Here is a 25,187-nt window from a genome sequence, read left to right as displayed (position 1 = left end):
GACCATTGGTGTGTAGTTGGCCATTGTCGTACCTCTGGCTATACCGGAGGTATGTTAATAGTACATATGTGCACCTCATGCTACCGCCCTGATCCATGGCGTCGCCGGTTCCTGCCAGGGCAACCTCGCCTTGGTCCAGTATCCGCCTGGCAAACTCAAAGAACGGCTCAACCAGCAGAATAGCCGTCTCACCCCGGTCACGAACCAGACTAATAACCCTAAATTCAGCGGTTAAACCATCAGCTAAACTCTTACCCTCAGTCATACCGAGGGCTCACAGATGGTTCGTCCACCAAAACCCGCTCACCCAAAGGGTGAGCTGTCAGAAATGAAAAAAGACCCCTTGTCGGTCACGCTCGAAGTCGATTCTTTCGATGGAAAAATTCATGTTGAGTGGGAACCGGAAGCTTCGGTCACTCCAATGGGGCAATTGGCTTTTTTTATCCAATTTTTAAAAACGGGCCATCGATTTGAACCCTGGGTCAATGATTGCCCATTGACCTATAAAAGCCCCAATGCACCTCAAAAAGTTGATGTGCTCGGGTCAATAATGCTCTCCATACTTTCCGGCCATAAACGATACGCACACATTGGAACCATTATTGGCGACAACGTTAATGCACAGCTTCTTGGCATGAAAAAAATTGTCAGTGACGATTCCGCCAGACGTGGTTTGAAGAAAATTGATGAGCAGCAAGGCGTTGAATGGATGCAAAAACATCTGCACCTCTGCTTTGATCCACTGTTAACCATTCCATGGATTATGGATGTCGATGTGACTGTAAAAACCATCTATGGAAATCAGGAAGGTGCAGAGAATGGTTACAACCCATATAAAAAAGGAAGGCCATCCCACACCTACCACTCCTACATGATGGCCAACTTAAAATTGATACTCGAAGTTGAAGTCAGGCCGGGTAATGAAAGTCATAGTAAATACTCATTGCCAGGATTAATGGCGTTATTAAATCGTTTGCCAAAATGTTGCTGGCCTGAATTTGTTCGTGGCGATTGTGATTGGGGAAATGATCGAGTGATGTGTGAATTGGAAAGCGCGGGCTGTCATTATCTTTTTAAAGTTAAAAAGCATGACAACGTCAAGAAAGCCATATGCCAAGCGCACTGCAGCGGAGGCTGGACAAAATATGATAAGCACTGGGAAGGCAAGGAATCGGTTATTAAATTATCAGGATGGAAAAAAGAACGGCGTATTATTATTGTACGCAGACGTCGTCCTGAAAACGAAATGCTGGTCCTGGAAAAAGAATTAAAAGAGCGTCAAACAACACTGGCTTTAATTGAAGAACCGGACAATATAAAAGCCTATGAGTACTCAGTACTTGTCACTTCACTTGATAATGATGTTGTCTCCATTATTAACCATTATCGAAACAGGGCTGACTGTGAAAATAATTTTGATGAAATAAAAAACCAATGGGGCTGGGGCGGATACGTGATGTCGCATGCTAGCGAGAATGGTAGCTTTAATATACAACTGGTGGACGCTTTATGTTCGTTTAAGTAATCCTGAATCCCACAAGGAATCTATTACCAGTCGTCCATTATTAATGAGTTCAATTGGAAAGCTCACCAGGGCTTACGCATGAAGAGAATGGTTCTCATTAACTCATTCACTCGAGCATAAAATGCACAATATTTACTATCAACATCCATGATTAACAGAAGTGAAGATGAACTGTTCAAGTAGTTCAGTCAGGTAGAGTCATCCCAAGCGCAATCATTGCGCCTGCGTCGAATACTGCCCTTTCCCACACGATCCATCTTAAAAATATTGAGTGCCAGACGACGCAGAGTCGATAAGTTTTCAGCTCCATTTTCATGTTTGGTTTGACAGGCATCTTCATTAAAGGAGACGTCCAGCACCCAATGAAGCTTATTTTCGACTTCCCAGTGGATCCGGGTTGCATTGAGCATTTCATGCGCAGACATGGATTTACTGCTGATATAAAAGCGTAAAGCCGTTGTCACCTTGTTATTGATGGTCCTGTCTGCCTGAACAACTCCGAACTGCTTGATGCCCTGCCATTCTGCATGTGTTGATAGAAGGTTCAAATCAGTAAAGACCCAGCAGCAGCGGTACTCATGGTGCCCATGGCCTTTATTTTCCTGTTCAGCAAAGACATCTGATAGTTCATCTTTAGGGTTTAGCTCCCAATGCTTCTCAACTGCTTCCTGAATATCCTTCTGCAAGGTTTCCTGATTGCCCTTTACAGCCAGAAGATAGTCAGCCCCTTGTTCGATACACGTCGATGCAATGCTTTTTTGGCAACTCATTGCATCAGCAGTGATAAGGGCTCCTTGCATGTCAAGAGCCTCCATGAGTGTAGGAACTGCGGTAATCTCATTCGATTTGGAGTCTACTTTTTGTTGTCCTAACACTAATCCAAGCCGATGGCTCCAGGCACTAACCATATGTACAGCGCGCTTACCCTTTCCTTTGCCTCGGGAACCTTTAATCGATTTACCATCAATGGGAATAATATCGGTATATTCGCCTTCTGGTAACGCATCTGGGAATGCAGACTTTATCCAGCGTAGAAAGCATTTCTGGAATGATGCTGTGTTGAGATGAGTAAACACGCGATAAAAGGTGTCGTGCGAAGGAATACCGTTAGGTAGCGCTAAAAAAGTCTTGAGCCATCCGAACTTTTTCTTCCCATAAGACTCCATATCCTCCCAGGATTCACCATTACTCATGATGCAACAAAGAGCTATCATCAGAATGTCTATCAACTTGTGTTCACACCGGTTGGGGTTCTTGCGGGAATCTTCTACATCAACCATAAAGGTGATAAGGGGAGCAGGCTTGAGCATCAGTTGTCGTTAAATTACTGAATTCTACTACAGGTCTGCTCAATCCTTTGCATAGTACTAATAGCTAACTTTTGGTGGAAAATAGCAATCTAATTGAGAATGAGAATACAGGCGCGTAAGCCCTGGAAAGCTCACCGAATCAGGTAATCAAAAGAAAATAAAATTGACAAGCCATCATCGTTTGATGAATAAAATTGCTGAATTACAAAGCCAGCTGTGTGATTTTCTTGATTCAATTAAAAGTATTGCACCGCAGTTGAGTTCATTTCAGCCCTGGTTTCGCATTCTAACGAAAGCGACCTCAAAATTTTTGAAAAATGGTCAGGTTATTGCAGATCAACCATTAATCAGCTCGGGGTAAATGCTGGTATAGAGTTCAGTTGAGAGGTTCAAAAGCTATCCCTGCGGGCATGGCTCAGAGGTGATCAACTGCTTAATTTAGGTTGATGGCCCCCATCCAATAACTGCACCTGATAAGGCACCTGCACCTCGAGTAATACCAGCAGCCCATACGCCACCAATTGCAGAACCTACAACAGCCCCCAAATTTATGTTGGTATTATTACAAGGGTCTTTATCGATATTATTTCCAATAACCTGACCTAGGAGGTTGGTTCCACCACCAATAAAAGCAGACGTACCAATACCTACTCCACCGAAGAGCCCCGTTGCTGCGCCAGCAGCAGCCCCCAAACTGCCTGCAATTAGAGCATCAGTAATACTCGATCCAGTTGCTAATGCGCCAGTGAAAGCTGAGACACCACCTATCATTCCACCAATAGCGGCACCAGGTAATCCAATTTCCCCTGTGGGATCAATATACATAACAGGGTTTCCACCTGCATACACGTATGCATTCAGCCCCCCGCGAAGCCCAATCGGATCACTCTGAAAATACCGCCCAGTTCCCGACGCATAATCCCTGAACCGGTTGTAATACAACCCACTCTCACCATCCGCATACTGCCCGGGGAAGCGAATATTAAACCCAAGGCTTTCACCTCTGGTGATATCCGCAACACCATACGGCGAGAGGTTGGTTGCCCAGACAGTGCTGCCAGCCTGATCCGCCATGGCTCTTGGCGTTGATAGCTGATCTGCATGCACATCATACACACCATTCGTTGTTTTGTACTGCAATGGTGCAAAACCAAGGGCATAACGATACTGTTTGACCAGTGCATTGTTACTGTCGTATTCGTAGCCGTAATCGATACCGGCCACATCGGTGTAGTTCTGGCGGGTCAGCTGGCCTGCGGCATCGTAATCCCAACGGCTGGTACGACCATTGGTTTTGCTCAACGGATGACTTTACCTTGTGCATCCACCTGGAGCAGCCGTTTGGCGGTATCATGCTGGTAAGTAGTTTCAATGCCTCGCGGGTCGGAGCTGCTGGTCAGCAGGTTATTAGCCCGGTAGGGGTGCCAGGCACATTGCGAGAGTACTGAGTTCACACCCTTCGATACTTAGACAAGCTCAAAACTCAGGACGAAAAGAGTGGAACCAAAGAAAGGTTGAAGTTATTTAAGGACTATTATTTAGCGCTATTGAGGAGGAATAGGGGCTCCCATGATTAACATAGAAGCCAGCAGCGCTACACAGGCTGCTCTATTTCTTTCCACCCTGTGTCAGCAGTTGTCGGAGTACAAAATAGTTTGATCAGTTACCTTAAAGCTTGATAATTCTGGCTGTAGCCTTTTGTTTATCCGCCTTCTGTGTAAATTTCGGCCTGTTTTTTTATCAAACTATAGTGTCAACCTACAACATTACTGCCACCAAATACCCGAATTATTCAACCGTCACACTTTTGGCCAGGTTGCGCGGCTGATCAACATCGGTACCCTTGATAATCGCCACATAATAAGAGAGCAGCTGCAGGGGAATGGTGTAAAGAATCGGGGCAACCACTTCCGGCACCTCGTCCACTGGCAGAACCCGGACACCTTCGGTCTCGGTCAGGTTGGCCTGTTTATCCGCAAAGACAAACAGCTGTCCGCCTCTTGCCCGCACCTCTTCCATATTGGATTTCAGTTTTTCCAGCAGGTCGTTGTTCGGTGCCACCACAATTACCGGCATATCGTTATCGATCAGTGCCAGTGGGCCATGCTTCAGTTCACCCGCCGCATAAGCTTCGGCATGGATATAGGAAATCTCTTTAAGCTTCAGAGCCCCTTCCATGGCGATGGGGTACTGGGTACCACGGCCCAGGAACAGACTGTGATGCTTATCGGCAAAGGCTTCCGCCATGGCTTCAATATCATCACTCAGGGCCAGGGTACTCTTCAGGATGTGTGGCAGATTCCGTAACGCTGAAACAACATTGGATTCCTGTTCCGGGGTCATTCCCGTATGTCGGCCAATGGCCGTCACCAGCATCAGCAGTGCCGTTAACTGGGTGGTAAATGCCTTGGTGGATGCCACGCCAATTTCTGCACCGGCCCGGGTCATCATGGCGATATCCGATTCCCGCACCATGGAAGAGCCCGGCACATTACAAATGCTCAGTGAGGCCATATAGCCCAGTTCTTTTGCCAGTTTCAATGCCGCCAGCGTATCGGCGGTCTCACCGGACTGGGAGATGGTAACAAACAGGCAATCCTCCGGCACAAAGAATTTCCGGTAGCGGAACTCAGAGGCAATCTCAACACGACAGGGAATACCCGCCAGCTCTTCAAACCAGTAGCGAGCCACCATACCGGCATGGTAACTGGTACCGCAGGCAACGATTTGCACGGCACGGGTTTTATTGAGGATCTCCTGACCTTCTTTGCCCAGGATATCGAGATTCAGCTGATGCTCGCCCAGTCGACCTTCCAGGGTATTGGCGATGGCTTCCGGCTGCTCGTGGATCTCTTTCAGCATGTAGTGGCGATAAGGGCCTTTATCACCAGCATCATGTTCAATGTCGCTGTCCCGGGCATCTCGCTCAACAGGGTTGCCAGCAGCATCCAGAATCGTCACCCCGTTGCGGGTCACTTCCGCTACATCGCCTTCTTCCAGGAACATGAATCGGCGGGTCACCGGGAACAGTGCCAGCTGGTCGGAGGCGATAAAGTGTTCGCCAATACCGACCCCAATTACCAGTGGGCTGCCGGAGCGAGCGACCACAAGACGTTCATTGTCGTTGCAGTCCATCACCACCATGCCATAGGCACCTTCCAGCCTGGCTACCGCTTTCTGCACGGCGTCGAGCAGGGAGTCACTACCCTTGAGTTCCAGGCTGACCAGATGGGCAATAACTTCCGTATCGGTATCCGAGGTAAAGACATAGCCTTCGCCCTGCAGAAACACTCTTAATGCTTCATGGTTTTCAATAATGCCATTATGAACAACGGCAATATGATCTTCTGATACGTGAGGATGGGCGTTACGCTCACTGGGTGCACCATGGGTGGCCCAGCGGGTATGGGCAATACCGGTGCCGCCCCGAAGCGGGTTCAGGGAAACTGCTTCGGCCAGCTCAGATACCTTGCCGGTACGCCTTTCTCTGTGAAGTTCGCCATTGTCGTTAATAATAGCGACACCTGCTGAGTCATAGCCCCGGTATTCCAGACGACGAAGCCCTTCCAGCAGAATATCTGCTACATCTCTTTGCGCTACAGCACCAACAATCCCACACATAGTTGTCGATCCCCTGGGTCATCATAAAGGTTGCAAAAATCATCAGGGAGTGGATGACCTGAGAGTCATCTCCCCCTTCCTGTAAATCTCAGTCTTTCTTTACCGGGCGCTGCCAGCCTTCGATATTGCGCTGCTTGCCACGTGCCACGGCCAACTGATCATCGGGAATATCTTTGGTAATGGTGGAACCAGCACCGGCGGTTGCACCACGCCCAATGGTCACAGGAGCCACCAGCGAACTGTTGCTGCCGATAAAAGCGCCATCGCCAATCACCGTCCTGAATTTATTGACACCGTCGTAATTGCAGGTAATGGTGCCAGCACCAACATTCACCTCATCGCCAACTTCAGCGTCGCCCACATAGCTGAGGTGATTGACCTTGCTGCCTTTGCCAATCACGGTTTTCTTGATTTCCACAAAGTTGCCGACCCGGGCTTTTTCCTTAAGTTCGGTGCCTGGCCTCAATCGGGCAAACGGGCCAACCTCACACCCGGCAGCGACAACCGCATCTTCAAGAATGGAGTGTGCCTTGATAATGGCACCTTCCCCGATAACAGAGTTGCGAATCACACAACCGGGTTCGATATAAACGTTATCCGCCAGCTCAACCTTGCCTTCGAGAACCACATTGATGTCCAGGGTAATGTCATGGCCAGTCTTGACGTCGCCACGAATATCCAGACGATGTGGGTCAATGATCGTGACACCATTCACCATCAGGTTATTGGCCAGCTGCTGTTGCCGGGCACGTTCCAGCTCCATCAGCTGGACACGACTGTTAACACCTTCCACTTCAATTGGGAGCTGCGGCTGAACGTGAATGACCGGGGTATCTTCGGTCACGGCCATCGAGACAATATCGGTGAGATAGAACTCATGCTGGGCATTTTCATTTTTCAGGCCATTAACCCAGCCACTGACCTTATTGCCGGGAATGGCCATGATGCCCGTATTCACTTCATTGATGGCCAGCTGCTCCGGGCTGGCGTCCTTATCCTCAACAATGGCCTGAATATTGCCAAAACCATCGCGGATAATCCGGCCATAACCGGAAGGGTTGGCCAGGTTAATGGTCAGCAGGCCGAGGCGCTCACCGTTACTGGCCGCCAGCAGAGACTGCAGGGAAGAGGAGTGAATCAGGGGAACGTCGCCATAGAGCACCAGCACCACATCGGCACCTTTGCAGCCCGGCAGTGCCTGCTGCACAGCATGGCCGGTACCCAACTGCTCTTCCTGTACCACCCAGTTAAGATCGTAGTGGCCCAGTGCCTGTTTTACCTGCTCTGCGCCGTGACCAATCACCACATGAATCTTGCCGTCACCGACTTTTCTCTGCGTGTGCAGGGCACTGAGGATCACATGCTCCAGCATGGGCTTGCCAGCGATACGATGCAGCACCTTTGGCAGTTTGGATTTCATGCGGCTGCCCTGCCCGGCAGCAAGAATAACGATATCAGCTCTCATGGTAGCCTCGGTCGACAAAGTGCCCCAACGGGAGCATCTGCTTTATAACTGTTTCGTCTGGTAACGTAAAAACAAAAGCACTTTCAGGTATCAAGCCTGATAAATCGGAGTGTTTTTTGGGAGAAAAATACCAGAACAGAAATTATGTTTTTCTGAAATGTCAGGAATATTGAACGATTGGAGTCATTGGAATAACTGTCACAGTTATCCAACCACTGACTCCTGAATGCTCGAAAATCTACTTCACTTCAGTAGGTTAATCACAGTGCGTAAAAAGACAACCCTTTATGTCATAAAATAATTGACAACAGCGCAAGCAACAGCAGTACCGACAGCACGGTTTACCCGATGTTTGACCTGGGTATTCCGGAAACAGGATTCATACTTTGCCTGACCACTTTTTCCAGCCGGTCAAGCTCATTCACAATCACTGGTTGTCTTTTATAATAAGTCCTGCATTCAGCAATTCTGCACAGGGGATTGACGCCTGAGAACTCTTCGTCAATTGTATGCTCACCGGTCTGATCACTGATCAGGCGACCATAGTCAAACTTCAATTGCTTCACCAGATCCCTGACCTCTCGGGTGGTAAAATTCTCCGGCTTCAGGCGGGCAATGGCCGCAGAAAAACCTTCCGCTTCCCGGTAGATAACAGAAACCGGCAAATGGTCAGATAACCCGCTTTCCAGATCATCAGCAACATCCAGCCCCAGTTGCCGTATTTCGGTATGGGATGCCCATTTTTTTTCAATGTCCCTGTAGACCAGCTGGCGGTCATAAATACAGTGGCTTGCCACCTGGGGATGTGCTTTCCAGCGTTTGCTGCCCCACGGGTAACGCACTTTGTTTCCGGCTCCGAGATACCATGACCCATCCGGCTCCCGACGATCTGCCGTCTTGATGGCTGCCTGGTCGCTATTGACAAAAAATGACTCGCTGCGCTCAACCAGCCGGGTATCATTTTCTTCATCATGGGTCTCGTAGTAACTGTCAGTAAATTTTTCCCCCAGTGCTTTCCTGCCCTGTTGATACTGTTCGTTTTTAATGACCCTCCCCTGCTCATCTGACCGGGCAATGTTCAGGTCTCCCATCAGGAAGATGCCATGATGGTGTCTGTTATTCCGCCTGTCGTTATCGCTATCCGCCTCAACCCACCGTCTGATCTGCCTCAACTCGCCAACGCGGATCGCATCATAGGTTTGACCGTCCTTAGCCTGAAGGTGGGTATTGTAAACCACGGCCGTTTTATCGTTACCGAGATCCAGTACGATGCGCAGCAGCCCTTTATTGGCCAGCTGGTCTTCTGCGGCCAGATCAGAGAAAGGCCGGAATGACACCTCCTGTACGGAATATTTGCTGGCAATGGCCAGACCACTGTTCAACCCGGTTTCCCGGGGGGCAACACTGTGCACAATATGATGGTAGTGGCCACTGAGATCCTGGCAGAGTCGCTTCGCCGCCTGCTGGTCAAACATCTCCTGGAAGCAGACAACATCCGGCATAGTGTCGGGATTGCAGGTTAATGCTGCGGCAATCTCCCCACTGCGCTGCTGTGATGAGCGCAGGTCGTTGAGATTACGGATAAACGACGGCATCAGACCAGTGTTGTAGGTCATCAAATGCAGACCCTGCTCAGGATAATAGACGGCAGGTGGCACAGAAGACTGAATCAGGGAAATGTCCTTCCTGAACAGGTTGCCAATCATGCGCAGGGAGAACCCCAGGATTCCCAATGCCAATGAAGGCACCAGAAATAAGGTGACGGCAGTCACCCGGGCTACTTTCCTGGCCCACAGTGGTACATTTTTCGTCTGTTTTTCACCCTCGGAAGACGGGCTGCTTTTGCCGGGTTGGTCATGGGCAAACAGCCTGGTTGCCGAATCGGCAACCAGAGAAACCGGTCGGGACAGAAACCGGCCAAGGTAATGGCAACCACGGCCAAAGCGGTTGTGAGAATAAACATAGTGATTATCTCTGGAAACATAATCGGTCTGAGCTTGCGCTGGCCGGACTTCAGGCATGAAATCTCCACGGGTTTGTCTGCTGCTTATATCAGCCATCGACAATTACGCTCGCCACTTAAAAGACTGTCGCACCGTTTTGCCTCCAAACTGCCTGCACCATCGAAAAAATACGATTCCCGGATATTTTTTCAGCAAGAAACAGTAAGAAGGCTATTCTTGCCCAAGGTCAGAAACCTTTGGCGTGCCGGGCTGGTTGCCAATCCTCCTGCCCTTGGTGAAAATGCGGGTTTTCTGACAGGCACTGTTTATGACTCCGACCACATTAACCCGATACCCGTGCTATGAATCTTGATACTCTGGAAAATCTTGGTCTTAGCCAACGGGAAGTCAGTACTTATCTGGCCCTTTTAAAACTTGGCTCAGCATCCATCCGGGATATTGCTGCGCAAACCGGCATCAATCGTGGCACCACCTACGAAACCCTGAAAGACCTCGCTGGCAAAGGTGTTGTCAGTTACTTCCCGAAAGGTAAGCGTCGTATCTTCTCGGCTGAACCTCCGGAAAAGCTGCTGGAGCTGGCGGAGGAAAAACGACAGTCTCTGGACACTACCATTGAAGAGATGAAGCTCAGGCTGATCCCGCAACTGAACCATCTCAAGCCGGATTTCAGTGCAGGGAATGTCCGCTTCTACGAAGGAGACAGTGGCATTGAGTTTGTACTCAAAGACATTCTCAATACGGTAGCCCGGCAACAAGACCGGGAATACAGTGTCTTTTCCTCCAAATTGATTCGCCAGCACCTGTACCGCCCGTTTCCCAACTACACACAGCAGCGTATCCGTAAGAATATCAAGGTGCGGGTGATTGCCATTGGTGAAGGCGGGGAAGATGCCGGACTGTCTGAGCGCAAGTGGATTGATGCCAAAGGGCGCATGGATGCCAGCTATATTGCGATATATCCGCCAAAAGTTGCGATGATTTCCCTGGGTTCCAGAAATTACCCGGTCGCTGTCGTGCTGGACTCACCGGAAATTGCCGCAGCTCAGCAAATTATCTTCGAGACACTGTGGAGTACGCTTTAATTGGCCACTCTGGATTGATCGGGCAGCTGGCAAGAATTCATCAAAATCTTTTCTATACTTGTCACACATCGGGCCTGTGTTACCAGGAGGTTTCACAGGCTTCCCTCTTCAATGTCACTGCTCACTGTTGAGTCTGAAACGGAGTCTGATTGTGAAAAGCTACTGCCTGAAATTATGGTGGCTGATCTGTGTCGCCGCTCTTGTTCCCCTACTTACTCCCACCGCCCTGGCCACAGACCATAACGATGGAACGCCCCTCAGTAATGACTTCAAGTGGATGAATCTGAACCTGATGTATGCCTACAAAGAGCTACCTCGAAGAGAAGATGAAGCCAATGATGGGCATGACTATCTGGAGCTGGAGTTTGGCGGGCGTTCAGGCATTCTTGATCTGTATGGGTATGTGGATGCCTTTAATCTGACCAACCGGAATAACAGTGATAAGAAAGACAAACCCAAAATGTTCATGAAGTTTGCCCCACGGTTATCACTGGCAGGGTTGTTTAATAACTTGCCCTGGGGGCCGGTGACAGATGTTTACCTGGCTACCCTTTTTAACTGGGGTGGCGGTGGTGGCGCTAACTTCGACCCTGTCAGCAAAAAAAACATTCCGGGAGAAGATGCTAACAGCTCATTCTGGGGTATTGGCTCCGACCTACAGGTTCCCTGGTTTGGCAAGATGGGGCTCAACCTGTATGGATTTTATGATCTTAACCGAAAAGAGTGGAATGGCTACCAGGTGTCTACTAACTGGTTTACGCCATTTTATACCTTTCAGAACGGCTCATTTATCAGTTACCAGGGATACCTTGATTATCAGTTTGGAGGTAAACAGAACAAGACTCTCTATCCCAACAGTAAAAATCCTGACAAGGATCATGCAACCAGTGGTGGGGCAATGTTCAATGGTCTTTACTGGCACTATGACAAGTTTGCACTGGGTTATGGTTTAAAACTGTATTCAAATGTTTACCTGATAAAAGATGGAGGTAACGCATTTGGAGCCAAAACCAAAGCAAGCGGCACCAGCCATTTCTTTGCGATCAGCTATAAATTTTAATAACTATTGCTGACAATTCTGTTCCTTTCAGTTTACCCGGCAAGGATGCCAGCCTTGTAGAATACCTATTCAAATCGATAATTCATTGCTTACAGAATACTTGCAGGATAATTAACTCATAAAGACACAAGTACCAGAGAACAGATGTTATATTGGAGACAACTCTTCCCGGAAGTCATCTTTATGCAGTCAAAACCGGCGTGCACAGCAGTTACGCAGCATAAATCCTGGCCGAAACTGATCATCAATGCCTTATTAGCTTCTGTGCTTGTTGCATTGGCTTATTTCTGGGTCTCACAGGAAAACCAGAAACCCGGTTACATTTATGACAAAACTTACAAGCTGACCATTCTTAACACCAGTGAGCTTTCCCACGAATATGACAATGGAAAGTCAAACAGCGGTGATCAACTGATTCAACGCCAAGAGCTGATCAATAAAATACGCAAAGAAGTAGAAGCCGATGGCGGGAAATTATTGTTACTCTCCGGAGGAGAACTCAGCACCAATGATGACATCCTGAACCTGAAACAACTGAACCAGCTGGGCTATAACGCCATGGCGGTGAGCCCATTATTATTTGATGAGCCGCTGAACAATATTCGCAATCAGGAAGCCGCTGCTGACTTTCCTTTTTTGTCCGCCAACCTTTATGAATCTGAAACAGGCCGCCCCGTGTTTGATGCTTACGCCCTGTTTGACTTCGATGGGCTGCGCATTGCCGTTATGGGGATTACCAGGCCGGGCGCTGTTAATGATGTCATTTCAGAGTACCGCCGGGGTATTGAACTGATTGATCCGGCACTGGCAACGTCAGAGCTGATACCCTATCTGAGAAGACAGGCAGACATCGTAATTGTTGCCACTCATGCCATCCATTACCCAAAACTGATCAAATCTGGCAGCAAGCCAATATTTCCGGTAGCCAAAATGGAAGGCATTGACCTGCTGGTAGGTAATAGTGCCCTACCCCACCATGAGTCTTACCATAGGAATGAAACCGGTACATCTTTAAATGCATCTGAATGCTGCTCGGCCATTAAAAGAATTGATCTGGAATTTCGTAATGGGGAGTTAAAGAAAATAAACTCATTAAAAATCAATCTTATTAGCCAATTAGAATCAAGACCTGGCTATTGAGTACATCATTTAATTTAGACATGGTTATTAATGAGACCATAGTAATAAAATATTTTTTTACATTCGCTGAATCAAACACCATTATCTTATTCTATCGGTTAATTTCTCTCAGCTTCTGATAAAGCATCTATACTTGCTCTACTCAATCACAATCATTGATTAAGCAGGTATCTATTTTGACCCGTTTAAAACCCTATTTATTATCTTATGCTGTTGCTCTTTTCAGTGTGCCTGTTATAGCCAGTGACAGTTATGATTCATTTATCAGTGATGCCAAAATCGATGGCAAAGTACAGAGTGTATTTTTCGATGATGAGAATACCACTGACAATATAACCAAAGGTGCATGGACAGGTGCTGTATGGCTTAATGCAGAGACCGGCTACCTTGCTGACGTTGTCAGTGTTGGAGGCTCGGCCTACCGGGTTGCCAAATTGGATATGAAGCATGGTAATGCCACCTCCAGCAACCTGTTGAATGCTAATAACGAAGGCTTTGGTAAAATCGGTCAGATATGGGTGGATTTCAAACTGCCTGACAGCTATGAAGGCCTGTCTGCCGATGTCAAAATTGGTCGTCAGCTGCTTGAAACCGGTCTCGTCACCATCTCAGGTTCTCGTTCGGTTCCCAGTGCCTGGCAGGGAGTGGATGCCAGTGTTGCAATGGACGGTTTCAAAGGCAAGATTGCCTGGTTAAATGAAGTTTCCGGAAGAACTCAGTCAGGCTTTCACCCTATTGTGAATGAAGACGGTAATAAAATTGACTGGGTAATGGGCATGCAGCTGGGCTACACCTTTGAATTAGCCAACCAGAACAGCCTTGAACTCCAATACCGTAATGGTCTTGCAGATAACTATTTAACGGCTCATAACGGTAATGTCTGGTTAAAAATGCCCCTTTATGATGGTTCCGAGCTGACTCTTGGTGGTATGTACTTCTATGCCAAACAGGATGGAGACCTCTGGGGAGCAAGTGAGCGGGATGGCTCATTTGAAAACAAAGCAGAATTGGGAAATCTGAATGCAACCCTCAATAGCGGTCCATGGACATTTAATGCAGCCTTCAATTATACAAAAGCCAACACAGCATCTAACTCTAATGGTTATCACACTATAGGCCATTACAACTATAACTTCGGTGATAACACCCACGGTGTCTGGGATGTACCCACTTCCGCCAACATTTCCGACTTTAACTTCAATAAAGAGAAAGCCTGGCTGATTGGGGCTGAATATGATTTCAGTGATATTGGGCTTGAAGGTTTATCACTGGGTTACAACTTCTTCTATGGATCAGGAATGAAGGCAAAAGAACTGAATGGTACTGCACATGACGTTGCCGAACACGAGCATGACCTGACCATGAAATACAATTTTTCCCAGTGGGGAATGAAAGACCTGCAATTCAAACTTGAATATGGCTATTACAGGAATGATGAAGCATTCCGTAAAGCTACTGGTCAGAATGAATCAGAAAAACTGCGAGCCTGGTTAAGCTACAACTTTACTATCTGATCAGTGATACTCCATCTGATTCGTTTTATCAGGCAGCTCTGTTGAGCTGCTTTTTTATCTACTGGTTTAATTCAATATTTTGGGTTTTCAGATACTCTTTTGATAGCTGGCAGGCGCTATAATCAGCGATAATTATCGTTATTTTTTGTCTTAAATCGGTAGCCTGCCGGAGTTATCAATGAATGTGATGTTCCAAACTCGCCAGCTGACGCCTCCAGCAAACGATGGATACTGGACCTGGTTGTAGAGCAAGAGTGGGTTGACAATCAGTAATCCCTCATGTCCCTGCCGAGCATGGGAACGAAGGGGGAAGGCACAGCCACTGAATAAAGACTGAAGCAACCACCCTTTCACTCCGCTCAAGGTGTGCGGAGGTTTACCTATCAAACGCATTGAAATTACACCAGGGACTTCAGCGCAACTTCAATCATCTCATTGAACGTTAACTGACGGTCTTCCGGTGGCAGTGCTTCTCCGGTACGGATATGGTCACTGACGGTACAGATGGCCAAACCCTGTGCGCCAAACTCAGCACAAACGCCGTACAGGCCAGCCGCTTCCATCTCGACACCCAGTACACCGTATTTCTCCATGGTATCAAACATGGTTGCATCCGGATTGTAGAACAGATCCGCAGAGAACAGGTTGCCCACTTTCACCGGCAGGTTCATGGCACGGGCAGCATTCACGGCATTTTCCAGCAGCCCATAATTGGCAATCGCCGAAAAGTCGTGATCCCGAAAACGCATGCGATTTACTTTGGAATCTGTACAGGCACCCATACCGATCACAATGTCGCGAACCTGAACGTCCCTGGAAATAGCCCCACAGGAACCGACGCGGATCAGACTCTTAACACCGTACTCGGTAATCAGCTCTTTGTAGTAAATAGACGCCGAAGGAATGCCCATACCAGACCCCATAACAGACACCCGGACACCCTGGTAGGTGCCGGTAAAGCCCAGCATGTTACGCACATCCGTTACCTGTTCGGCACTTTCCAGGAACGTTTCGGCAATATGTTTGGCACGCAAAGGATCCCCTGGCATCAGGCAGACATCAGCAAAGGCACCGGGCTTGGCATTAATATGAGGTGTCACGGTTAAATCCTCGTTCTCGATAAAACACGACGATCAAAGTGCATCAGGGATGGTTTCCTTGACGCGGATAAGGAATTGTCCCGAAATAATTTCGACATTTTGAACTCAATCTCCGTTCATCCTGAGCTTGTCGAAGGATGCTTGGCACGATCTATCAGAGTCCCGAGTTTCCGCCTTTCGACAGGCTCAGGACGAACGGAGTGCAGAGGCACGACAACCCGTCAAACTTATTGAAACCATGTACTAAGTGGCAATGGCCAAACTTAGCCCTGCCTGAAGATCTCAGGCAGAAACGATGTGCCGTAGTCCATGGGCTCCAGCTCAAAATAGCTGGCCAGTGTCTGCCCGATATCAGCAAAGGTTTCCCGCTGACCCAGGGCACATGGCATCAACTTTTTACTGAATGCCAGAACAGGAATGTGTTCACGGGTATGATCCGTTCCGGGCCAGGTTGGGTCACAACCATGGTCTGCCGCGATAATCAGAAGATCATCGTCGTTCATATAATAAAACAGGTCCGGCAGCATGGCATCCAGCTGCTCCAGTGCACCGGCGTAACCGGCTACATCCCGGCGGTGCCCGAACGAAGAGTCAAAATCCACAAAATTGGTGAAGATAATGGTGCGATCACCCGCTTCAATCAATGCTTCACGGGTTGCTTCAAACAGGGCTGGAATACCCGTTGCCTTGACCTTTCTGGTAATCCCCTGGTTGGCAAAAATATCGGCAATCTTGCCAATACTGACCACTTCGCCACCACTGGCTACCAGCTTATCCAGTACCGTGGGTGCCGGGGGCAATACAGAAAAGTCCCGACGGTTGCCGGTGCGCTGAAAGTCCCCTGCATCATCACCAATGAATGGTCGGGCAATCACACGTCCGATGTTGTATGGTTCAAGAATCTCACGGGCAATCTTGCAGACGTCAAGCAGACGATCAAGGCCGAACGTTGCTTCATGGCAGGCAATCTGAAAGACGCTATCGGCCGATGTATAGACAATCGGCTTGCCAGTTTTCATGTGTTCTTCACCCAGCGCTTCCAGAATGCTGGTACCCGAGGCATGACAGTTACCCAGAACCCCCGGAAGTTCGGCTTTGTCGATCAACTCATCCAGCAGTTCCTGCGGGAAACTGTTTTTCTCATCGAGAAAATAGCCCCAGTCAAACAGCACCGGAACACCTGCCATTTCCCAATGGCCGCTGGGTGTGTCCTTGCCACTGGAGAGTTCTTTGGCATAGCCATAAGCACCGATAATCGGCATATCATTGACCATCCCCTTGGGGAACTCACCACAGGCGTCCCTTGCCGCATGAACCAGGCCAAGACTGGACAGCTCCGGAAGGGTTAACGGGCCTTGTCGACCAATATCTGCCTCGCCATCGGCACAAGCCCGGGCAATATGTCCAATTGTATTGGAGCCAACATCGCCAAATTTATCAGCGTCTTCCGTAGCTCCAATACCGAATGAATCCATCACAAGGATAATTGCACGTTTCATTCGCTACTCCTGACCTGCAATGGTTATGACCGCTATTTGTTGATAAAAATGCACCTTCCGGCTTGTTTCCAAACCCGTGACCAGGAGCCTGTCCGAGAATAGACTGCCCTACCGGCAACTGCTCCTGCGTTGCTCTAGCTCCTGCCTCCATGCAGTCGTGCGGTGGCAGCAAATTGGTCTAAAAATTCCGTTTTGCTCGGCAAATAGCCCCGCTATTCACCTCACAAAACGAAATTTTTATCCTCAATTTTCTGCCATCCTCGCTACGGGGTCGCCTAGACGGGCGCTATTCTCGGACAGGCTCCTAGGAGGTGCATTGTCAGCTTAAAGCTGTTGGTAAACCAGAGAATGGGTTGGCGGCACCTGTTCAGCAAAACTGAGTGCACCTCGAAGCATATCTGCCGCCTGGTTCCATGATGCTTCTGAACTGGCATGGAGCATGGCAATGGGCTGTGAAGGATCAATCCTGTCACCCAGTCGGCAAATTTCCGTAAAGCCTACTCCATAATCAATGGTATCAGAAGCAACTTTTCGACCTCCGCCCAACTGCACCACGGCCATGCCCACTTCCCGGGTATTCATGGCGGCAAGATAACCCTCGGCCTCCATGTACACGGGCTTAACGATGGCCGCAGTGGGCAGGTAATTGTTGTACCGTTCAACGAAGTCCGACGGACCACCAAGACCGTGCACCATTCTGCCGAAGACATCAGCCGCCTGACCATTGTCCAGTACGGCCTGTAGTTTTTCCCTGGCTTGCTCAATTCCGGCAGCAAGCCCCCCGGATACCAGCAGCTCTGCGGATTGTGCCATGGTAATTTCCAGCAGGCGGTCATTGCGATATTCACCCGTAAGGAATTGCACGGCTTCACGAACCTCAACCGCATTCCCGGCAGAAGAGGCAAGGCACTGGTTCATATCCGTCAGCAATGCCGTTGTTTTCACCCCGGTCCCATTGGCTACCTGAACGATACTCTGCGCCAGTTCCACCGACTGCTCGAAGGTTGGCATAAAGGCACCGCTGCCTACCTTGACATCCATTACCAGGGCATCCAGCCCTTCTGCCAGTTTTTTCGACAAAATGGAGGCGGTAATCATGGCAATGGATTCAACCGTTGCCGTCACATCACGAACACCATAAATCCGTTTGTCCGCAGGAGCCAACTCGCCAGTCTGGCCGACAATCGCAACACCGGTCTCCCTGACCACTTTCCGGAACAGCAATTCTGAGGCACTGGTCGTATAGCCGGGAATACTGTCCAGTTTGTCCAGCGTGCCCCCGGTATGCCCAAGGCCACGGCCTGAAATCATCGGCACAAAACCACCACAGGCGGCTATCATGGGGCCAAGCATCAGGCTGACCACATCGCCAACACCGCCGGTGGAATGTTTATCCAGTATGGGGCCCGGGAGATTATCTGACGACCAGTCCATCACCTCGCCGGAATCACGCATGGCACAGGTCAGGGCAATTCGCTCATCAATATTCATCCCCTGAAAGTACACGGCCATGGCCAGCGCACCGATCTGGCCCTCCGACACCGAGTTATCCGTGACACCGGCAATGAAACTGCGAATCTCCTGCTCGCTGAGTGCCTCACCTTCACGCTTACGTCGAATAACTTCCTGTGGCAGAAACATATCAGTACCCTTCTTTGCTGGCTTCACCCTGTTTCAGGCCCAGGGCAATCAACAGATTCCCCAGCAGACTGCTGGTACCAAACCGGTAGTGACGCGAGTTTACCCAGCCATCGCCCATAATTTCATCCGCCATGTCCAGGTGTAATGCTGCGTCTTCTGCGGTTCTGATACCACCGGCAGGCTTGAAACCAACCTGTGTGTTGCCACTGTCGCGGATGGCTTCCAGCATGATCCGTGCAGATTCTGGTGTCGCATTGACCGGCACCTTGCCAGTCGAGGTTTTAATAAAATCAGCACCGGCCGCAATGGCGATGTCGCTGGCCTTACGAATCAGGGCAGGGTCCTTCAGCTCACCGGTTTCAATAATCACTTTCAGCAGGACCTGTTTTTGGCCACTGTCGTCAACACTGCAAACATCTTTGCAGCGGCGAACCAGCTCCGCACCGACTTCTTCGTTGCCCGCCATCAGCGCCCGGTATGGGAATACCACGTCAACTTCATCAGCACCATAGGCAATCGCAGCCCTGGTCTCTGCAACAGCGATTTCAATATCATCATCACCGGCAGGAAAGTTGGTGACCGTGGCAATAGCAACGTCGTTCAGGCCGAGGGCGTTCAGTGTTTTACGGGCAAGAGGGATGAAACGGGGGTAGATACAGACAGCAGCCGTGTTTCCGGCTTCGGTATGAGCCTGATGGCACAGAGCAATGATTTTCTCCGGGGTATCATCGTCATTCAGGGAAGTAAGATCCATCAATTGCACAGCCTGACGGCTACGGGCATTAAGATCAGTCATGGGGCAACCCCTCTGGATAAATGGGCATTGACGGGTAGTTGAGAGTAGCAATGAACGGGAAGCCTCAGTTCCATTCATTAGCCAGTGGAGCCTGATTCAATAGTATACCAACCAGTAATCTAAACCATTTTCTTTTATGAATAGACTTTTAGCACAACAATTTCATATTTGCCGGAGTTAGACAGGTCGATTGGTATTTTCGACAGATACAAAAAACCCCTGTAACAAGACAGGGGTTTTTGCTGATCATCCACCTGAGTCTGCAGGGCATACTGCAGCCTCATTCGTCCATTGCTGAAGCATCGACCTATTGGAACAGGCAACGATAATAGTTCGCGCTTATTTCAGCCAGCTGTACTGGTTCCCGCCAGTATCGTCATGGACGACGAAGAAATACTATCGACTGACAACATCAGGGTATATCAACAAAATCAGAATACTCATTCTGTTATTTTAATTAGTAGTGAAAAAATCTGAATAGAAACAACGCCGATCAGGTATTATTGCCAGCCTTATTTACTCAACTCATTGTCGCCTTCTATGATCCCAACGGAAACGCTACAGATTGTTCGGGCAGTTGCCCATTTTCGTAACTTTACAGCTGCCGCCAGGCATCTGCATAAAGTGCCCTCGGCAATCAGCTATACCGTTCGGAAACTGGAAGACCGCCTGGGCGTACAGCTGTTTCTGCGTGATAGCAAACGCGTTGAATTGACACCCGCCGGTGTACACTTTATCGAACATACCGATAAACTGCTTGCCGACCTGGAGGAGCTTGAAAACAGTACACGACAACTGGCTACCGGATGGGAGAAGGAGCTGCGTATCGCCCTGGATAACGTGGTCAATCAGGGCAAGGTCTACGACCTGATCAATGATCTGCAGGAAGTTCGACCGGAAACCGAGCTGGTGATCAACACCGAAGTCTATAACGGTTCCTGGGACTCCCTGTTTCATGGCCGCTGTCAGATTGTGATTGGTGCCCCCCAGGATATCCCGGAAGCCATTCTCAACCAGGATCGTTTTGCCTGGCGCTCAATGGGTAATATGACCTGGGACTTTGTGGTTGCGCCAGACCACCCCCTGGCGGATCAACAAGAGCCTCTTTCCATGGCAGAGCTTCAGGGGCACCGCTCCATCTGTATCCAGGATACCTCGCGCTTTTTCCGTCATGGCTACAACCTGCTGCTGGAAAACCAGCAGGTGCTTCTGGTACCCAGTTTCAGAGCCGCTATTGAATGCCTGCTAAGAGGACTGGGGGCCACTATTCTGCCCAACCACTTTGCCAGACCCTATATCGAAGCAGGCTTGCTGGTTCGCAAAGAAGTGCCAGACCTGCATTATAATGACGGCTGTCTGCTGGCCTGGAACCAGGAAAACATGGGGCAGGGCCTGAAGTGGGTGCTTGACTGGCTGGGCTCTGAGGCATGGCTGAATAAAGTCTGGCTGCAATACGATGAACAGATGCCAATGGGCTATCACGTCCCGTGAATGGTGCCACCCGCAAAAAGTCAGTCATACTGGCGGAGTTGTTAGACAATCTGCTGCAAAATCAATGGTATAAATGACTGACATTGACTTGCAGGGGAGTACCGCCATGGAATCGATCAGGCCATTTTTCGGTCAGCAGGAGTTAACCATACAGGATCTGAGCCAGGATATGGTTGGCCTGCACAGTATGGATAGTATAGATAACCCGCTGGGCTGCCATGACAGCACACTGGTGCAGATTGAGATGTACAGCCGGATGATCTGCTACGGCTTCAATAACCCATTCCCTCATTCACGTCTGCACCTTGCTTTCGCGCTTCTCAGCATTAAAAGCCTGTTGCATCAGATCAGTCTTGCCGAGCTGGTGATGGGTTCTGCCGAGATTAAAGAGACACCGGTCAAACAGGTACGCCCGGATATCCAGCATATGGAAAAGCTTGAAAAGCTGTTGGACTGTCCGATGATTGCCGGCAGTCTGCCAACTCTGAGAGAAGCACTTCGGTTTGTCCACAGCAGGGACCAACAGGAAATTTACAACATTCTCAGGCGTAAGCTGAAAGGAGAAGGTTAAATCCAAATGGGGGCACTTGCCCCCTTGACTATCGACTTAACGTGTCGCAACCACTTTCACACCACAATCATTCTCAACGGGCAGGCTGGCGTCCATTGCCGTCAACAACGAACCCGTGCTATTCAACAGGCGGAACTGGTTAAACAGCAGATCATAACGGGCATTGATTTCACTCTGCCGGGCAGATGTGTACTCACTCTGACTGTCCAGCAGATCAATGAGCGTACGGTTACCAATCAGGAACTGCTTGTCATAAAGCTCTCTGGATTTGCTCGCCTGAACCACATGCTCTTCCAGCGGCCGCAAACGCCGGGATCCATAATCAATCGCCACCCAGGCCAGACGAATCTCTTCCTCCACCTGACGACGAGCCCGGTTGCGCACTTCCATCGCCTCATTCACCAGTTTGGTGGTCTGGCTGCGGCGAGCCTTATCACCACCGCCGTTGTAGAGGTTATACGTCATATTCAGTTTAGCTACATGACTATAGGTATCCCCTTTACCACCATTGGCATCGGTATCCCAGTTGGCCCCCACCTCCAGCTCCAGGCGGGGCATAAAGGCACTCTTACTCGCTTCATATTGAGCTTCGGCCGCTTGCACATCTGCGCTGGCCAATTTCATCACCGGATGAATTTCTGTGCCCAACTTTAACGCTGCCTCCAGAGAAACCGGTGTACCTGATGGCACTTCAGGCAACGTATAAGAAGCCGGGAGATTACCCACCAGACGCTGGTATTGTGTTTTTACATCACGAAGTACAGACTCGGCACTGATCTCATTGGCCCTGGCCAGCACCAGACGACTCTGGGCCTGAGCCACATCAGCCTCATTGCTGCGGCCTTTGCGCCCCTGTTTTTCAATCAGTTCAACGACACGTTCATGTTCAGCAGAATTGGCCTGCATCAGCTCAACAATGGACTGCTGACGCATGACATTGATATAGGCCTGGGTCACCTGCAGTGCCGTATTACCGGCTACCGAACACACCTCCTGGGCTGCGGACGCCTGCCTCGCCTTCTGACGATCCACCTCACTGCCAACCGCAAAACCATCAAACAACATTTGACGTGCAATCAGGGAGGCATCCCGGCGGGTTCTGTCCTGGTCTTTACTGTCAGCATCGCCCGCATTAAAAGCACCTATGGTTGTGCTGTTACGGCTGTTCTCATACCCAATCCCGGCCGTAAGATCCACACTGGGCAGATACCCGGCCTTAGCCTGGGTAATTTCATCCATACGGGCATCCGCTTCGGTAGTGCGGATCAGAATTTCCGGATTGGTCGCCAGCGTCTGGTTGATGGAATCCAGCAAGGTATCTGCCCGGGTATTGGCGGTTAACACTGCGGCAGACAATATCGATACTTTTAAAAACGTCGGAAACATCCTTTTTGCGCTCCTTTTCCACTTCAAATTATGGTTAGTTTTATTGCGTATTTAAACAATCAGCTGGCCGTTGTTAATCAGCTGTTGAAGTACATCATTGCCATCAATACTGCCGGACTCATTCAGGTCATTCCAGCCCGTGGTGTTGTCAAAAACAATGGTGAGTTTGTCTCCGTCAGCATCAAGGGTATCTGCTGTAAACTCGATAAATGCCTTGCCGTTTTGGTAAGTTGCAGAAATTCCCTTCGCCTGAAGAGTCTCTGGATTAACAATTTCCTTAACACCAAAATCAACAAGACCAGAAAGATCCAGAACATCCGCATCACTGTTTTCGCTCAGGGGGTCGCCCAAAACAAAATCGGTGATGGTATCCATCTGCACAGTTTCTCCATCCAGCAAGTCTGCAATTTTGAAAATAAACAGATCAGAGCCATCACCGCCAGCCAGTGTATCGTTTCCTTCACCCCCATCGATAAAGTCCTTACCTGCACCACCATTAATCGTGTCGGTCCCCTCATCACCACTGAGTATATCGTTTCCGCCCTTGCCATTTATGGTGTCATTACCAGCAACGCCATTAATGACGTCGTTGTTTTCACCACCATCCAATGTCTCAGCATTTTGAGTACCTGTTTTACGATTCTCTGGAAGAACATCCGGAAAAACAGTGTAGTTAAGATCAAGCACGCTTTCCGAACTGGTATCACCATCTTGATCCTGCGCAACCGCCGTAAAGGTCAGAGACACATTTCCAACAAAATCGGGTGCTGGTTTTAACTCCATATTGGCAAGAGTCCAGTCACTAATATCGATGGAAGTGGAATCTTCCGTAGCAGTGAACGAACGAGTCCCATCCGTTAGGGTAACGCCCACAGGAATATCTGAAACAGTAAGAATCAGAATATCATTGTCGTTTGCTTTCTCTGCGGTGATATTAAGCGGAATACTGGGCATTTTTTGGTAACCGACCGTCTCAACCCGGATATTGTCGAGGATTACGCCAGTAGTATCACGTTCGTCACGATCGGCAGCTAATATCTCGAAACGTGTATTTTCACCGGAAGCCACAAAATAAAAGGTGTGTGTCTTAAGATCGAAGAGATTTCCCGGAGTAATAGTCGTAATCGTAGTCTGTTTAGTGACATTGCCGTTTGAATCCAGATCAGAGACCAAGACTTCTATAGCGGACTCAAAGCCACCCTGGCCCTCACGTGCTGCATGGTCGAAAGTGAACTGAAATACTTCACCAGATATAGATTCAATATCTACAAAGATATTGTTATCCCCGGGATCCGCTTTCAACTCCAAAACATGGTTTTTATCACTTTCTCCTCCATAAAAATCTTCTCTACCAATTTCCAGATCACCTCCTGCATTGTCTGTCTTAAAGCCTAAAGAGTCAGCTTCGACATCAATACGATACCCTACCTCTGGAACCGGAACCTGAAAGTCAGTGTACAGGCTGGTACCTCTGGTATTTGCATTAATACTGGGAGCGTCAGGTATCGTATCAACAGTAATCTGTACTGTAGCTCGGGATGTCTGCCCGTCGTTGTCGGTGATCTCGTAGGTGAAACTGTCGGCTAAGTTCTCACTGCCGTCATGCTGGTAACTGAAGGTGCCGTCTTCGTTCAGCACCAGGCTACCGTGCTGTACGTTCGTCACCAGGCTGACCTTCACCGGCGTGTCCGTCAGGCCTGTGTCGTTCGACTTGACGCTGGTTGCGCCCCCCACCAGGGTCGTGGCCGTGCTACCTTCAGTCACCGTGATACTGTCGGCAACCGCCTGCGGCCTTGTATCACTGACCGGCGTCACCTCGATCTGTACCGTCGCCTCGCCCGAGCTGTTGGTGCCATCGGTGATGGTGTATTTGAAGCTGTCTCCGGTGGTTTCACTGCCATCGTGACGGTACTGCGTGGTGCCGTCTTCCCTGATGAACACAACCCCGTTGGCCGTGGCAACTTTTTTGTAGCCCGCTGCGGCGGTGTAAGTAGCGTCATCACTGTCGGCCAGGTCCGCCCA

20 protein-coding genes and 1 pseudogene are annotated in these 25,187 nt (G+C 49.3%); 8 read left to right on the top strand and 13 right to left on the bottom strand.

The genetic code is table 11. The features are described from left to right. Window positions 1–265, bottom strand: a pseudogene (locus tag ACO6UY_RS21365) (hypothetical protein); the annotation flags it as partial. 15 nt (window positions 266–280) lie between these two features. Here ACO6UY_RS21365 and ACO6UY_RS21360 point away from each other — a divergent pair. Next, the gene (locus ACO6UY_RS21360) at window positions 281–1,525 is read left to right on the top strand and encodes a transposase (protein WP_422463034.1); all 1,245 of its coding nucleotides are present in this window, start codon (window positions 281–283) and stop codon (window positions 1,523–1,525) included. Between the two features lie 188 nt (window positions 1,526–1,713). Here the strand turns inward: ACO6UY_RS21360 and ACO6UY_RS21355 are convergent, their stop codons facing one another. Then, window positions 1,714–2,835 carry an ISAs1 family transposase gene (locus ACO6UY_RS21355; protein ID WP_422463036.1) on the bottom strand — a complete coding sequence of 374 codons (1,122 nt, stop codon included), beginning with the start codon at window positions 2,833–2,835 and terminating at the stop codon, window positions 1,714–1,716. Between the two features lie 184 nt (window positions 2,836–3,019). On the opposite strand from ACO6UY_RS21355, the gene ACO6UY_RS21350 reads away from it, so the two are divergent. Further along, complete coding sequence (locus ACO6UY_RS21350) at window positions 3,020–3,196, top strand: hypothetical protein (RefSeq protein WP_422444686.1); 177 nt, start codon at window positions 3,020–3,022, stop codon at window positions 3,194–3,196. Window positions 3,197–3,273: 77 nt separating this feature from the next. Here the strand turns inward: ACO6UY_RS21350 and ACO6UY_RS21345 are convergent, their stop codons facing one another. The 5 genes from ACO6UY_RS21345 to ACO6UY_RS21325 all read right to left on the bottom strand — a co-directional run bounded on the left by ACO6UY_RS21345 (window position 3,274) and on the right by ACO6UY_RS21325 (window position 9,942). Next, window positions 3,274–4,137: an RHS repeat-associated core domain-containing protein gene (locus ACO6UY_RS21345; RefSeq protein WP_422463038.1), complete on the bottom strand. Its 864-nt coding sequence runs from the start codon at window positions 4,135–4,137 to the stop codon at window positions 3,274–3,276. Continuing rightward, window positions 4,134–4,289 (bottom strand): RHS repeat domain-containing protein, encoded by a 156-nt coding sequence (locus ACO6UY_RS21340; protein ID WP_422444676.1) that lies wholly within the window; start codon window positions 4,287–4,289, stop codon window positions 4,134–4,136. The genes ACO6UY_RS21345 and ACO6UY_RS21340 overlap by 4 nt, the downstream gene beginning before the upstream one ends. 334 nt (window positions 4,290–4,623) lie before the next feature. Further along, the gene (gene glmS / locus ACO6UY_RS21335; protein WP_422444674.1) at window positions 4,624–6,456 is read right to left on the bottom strand and encodes a glutamine--fructose-6-phosphate transaminase (isomerizing); all 1,833 of its coding nucleotides are present in this window, start codon (window positions 6,454–6,456) and stop codon (window positions 4,624–4,626) included. 88 nt (window positions 6,457–6,544) lie between these two features. Beyond that, entirely contained in the window at window positions 6,545–7,921 is a 1,377-nt protein-coding gene (glmU, locus tag ACO6UY_RS21330; RefSeq protein ID WP_422444672.1) for a bifunctional UDP-N-acetylglucosamine diphosphorylase/glucosamine-1-phosphate N-acetyltransferase GlmU, read from the bottom strand. A 341-nt stretch (window positions 7,922–8,262) separates the two neighbouring features. Beyond that, window positions 8,263–9,942: an endonuclease/exonuclease/phosphatase family protein gene (locus ACO6UY_RS21325; RefSeq protein ID WP_422463040.1), complete on the bottom strand. Its 1,680-nt coding sequence runs from the start codon at window positions 9,940–9,942 to the stop codon at window positions 8,263–8,265. Between the two features lie 284 nt (window positions 9,943–10,226). Between ACO6UY_RS21325 and ACO6UY_RS21320 the strand changes: the two genes are divergently transcribed. The 4 genes from ACO6UY_RS21320 (at window position 10,227) to ACO6UY_RS21305 (ending at window position 14,681) form a co-directional block, all read left to right on the top strand. Next, a complete protein-coding gene (locus tag ACO6UY_RS21320; RefSeq protein WP_209278052.1) occupies window positions 10,227–10,967 on the top strand; it encodes a TrmB family transcriptional regulator in 741 nt (246 codons plus the stop codon). A 151-nt stretch (window positions 10,968–11,118) separates the two neighbouring features. Then, window positions 11,119–12,027 carry an outer membrane protein OmpK gene (locus tag ACO6UY_RS21315; RefSeq protein WP_422491155.1) on the top strand — a complete coding sequence of 303 codons (909 nt, stop codon included), beginning with the start codon at window positions 11,119–11,121 and terminating at the stop codon, window positions 12,025–12,027. A 183-nt stretch (window positions 12,028–12,210) separates the two neighbouring features. Continuing rightward, window positions 12,211–13,167 carry a hypothetical protein gene (locus ACO6UY_RS21310; protein WP_422491153.1) on the top strand — a complete coding sequence of 319 codons (957 nt, stop codon included), beginning with the start codon at window positions 12,211–12,213 and terminating at the stop codon, window positions 13,165–13,167. 176 nt (window positions 13,168–13,343) lie between these two features. Continuing rightward, on the top strand, window positions 13,344–14,681 hold the full coding sequence (locus ACO6UY_RS21305) for an OprD family outer membrane porin (protein ID WP_422491152.1): 1,338 nt from the start codon (window positions 13,344–13,346) through the stop codon (window positions 14,679–14,681). Window positions 14,682–15,079: 398 nt separating this feature from the next. Here the strand turns inward: ACO6UY_RS21305 and deoD are convergent, their stop codons facing one another. The 4 genes from deoD to deoC all read right to left on the bottom strand — a co-directional run bounded on the left by deoD (window position 15,080) and on the right by deoC (window position 19,717). Then, entirely contained in the window at window positions 15,080–15,781 is a 702-nt protein-coding gene (gene deoD, locus ACO6UY_RS21300) for a purine-nucleoside phosphorylase (protein WP_422491150.1), read from the bottom strand. 263 nt (window positions 15,782–16,044) lie between these two features. Then, window positions 16,045–17,280 (bottom strand): phosphopentomutase, encoded by a 1,236-nt coding sequence (locus tag ACO6UY_RS21295; protein WP_422491149.1) that lies wholly within the window; start codon window positions 17,278–17,280, stop codon window positions 16,045–16,047. Between the two features lie 324 nt (window positions 17,281–17,604). Further along, window positions 17,605–18,921: a thymidine phosphorylase gene (gene deoA / locus ACO6UY_RS21290; RefSeq protein WP_422467571.1), complete on the bottom strand. Its 1,317-nt coding sequence runs from the start codon at window positions 18,919–18,921 to the stop codon at window positions 17,605–17,607. Between the two features lies 1 nt (window position 18,922). After that, complete coding sequence (deoC, locus tag ACO6UY_RS21285) at window positions 18,923–19,717, bottom strand: deoxyribose-phosphate aldolase (RefSeq protein WP_422444656.1); 795 nt, start codon at window positions 19,715–19,717, stop codon at window positions 18,923–18,925. Window positions 19,718–20,257: 540 nt separating this feature from the next. Between deoC and ACO6UY_RS21280 the strand changes: the two genes are divergently transcribed. Then, on the top strand, window positions 20,258–21,208 hold the full coding sequence (locus ACO6UY_RS21280) for a LysR substrate-binding domain-containing protein (RefSeq protein WP_422444654.1): 951 nt from the start codon (window positions 20,258–20,260) through the stop codon (window positions 21,206–21,208). 73 nt (window positions 21,209–21,281) lie between these two features. Beyond that, window positions 21,282–21,779, top strand: coding sequence for a hypothetical protein (locus ACO6UY_RS21275; RefSeq protein ID WP_422444652.1), 498 nt, complete (start codon window positions 21,282–21,284; stop codon window positions 21,777–21,779). Window positions 21,780–21,815: 36 nt separating this feature from the next. On the opposite strand, the gene ACO6UY_RS21270 is transcribed toward ACO6UY_RS21275, so the two are convergent. Next, a complete protein-coding gene (locus ACO6UY_RS21270; RefSeq protein WP_422444650.1) occupies window positions 21,816–23,165 on the bottom strand; it encodes a TolC family outer membrane protein in 1,350 nt (449 codons plus the stop codon). Between the two features lie 51 nt (window positions 23,166–23,216). Next, window positions 23,217–25,187 (bottom strand): Ig-like domain-containing protein (locus tag ACO6UY_RS21265; protein WP_422491147.1); only part of this gene is annotated, 1,971 nt, incomplete at its 5' end.

Source organism: Endozoicomonas sp. ALE010 (assembly GCF_049310165.1).
Lineage (GTDB): Bacteria > Pseudomonadota > Gammaproteobacteria > Pseudomonadales > Endozoicomonadaceae > Endozoicomonas.
This window is presented reverse-complemented; position numbering and strand designations above follow the sequence as displayed.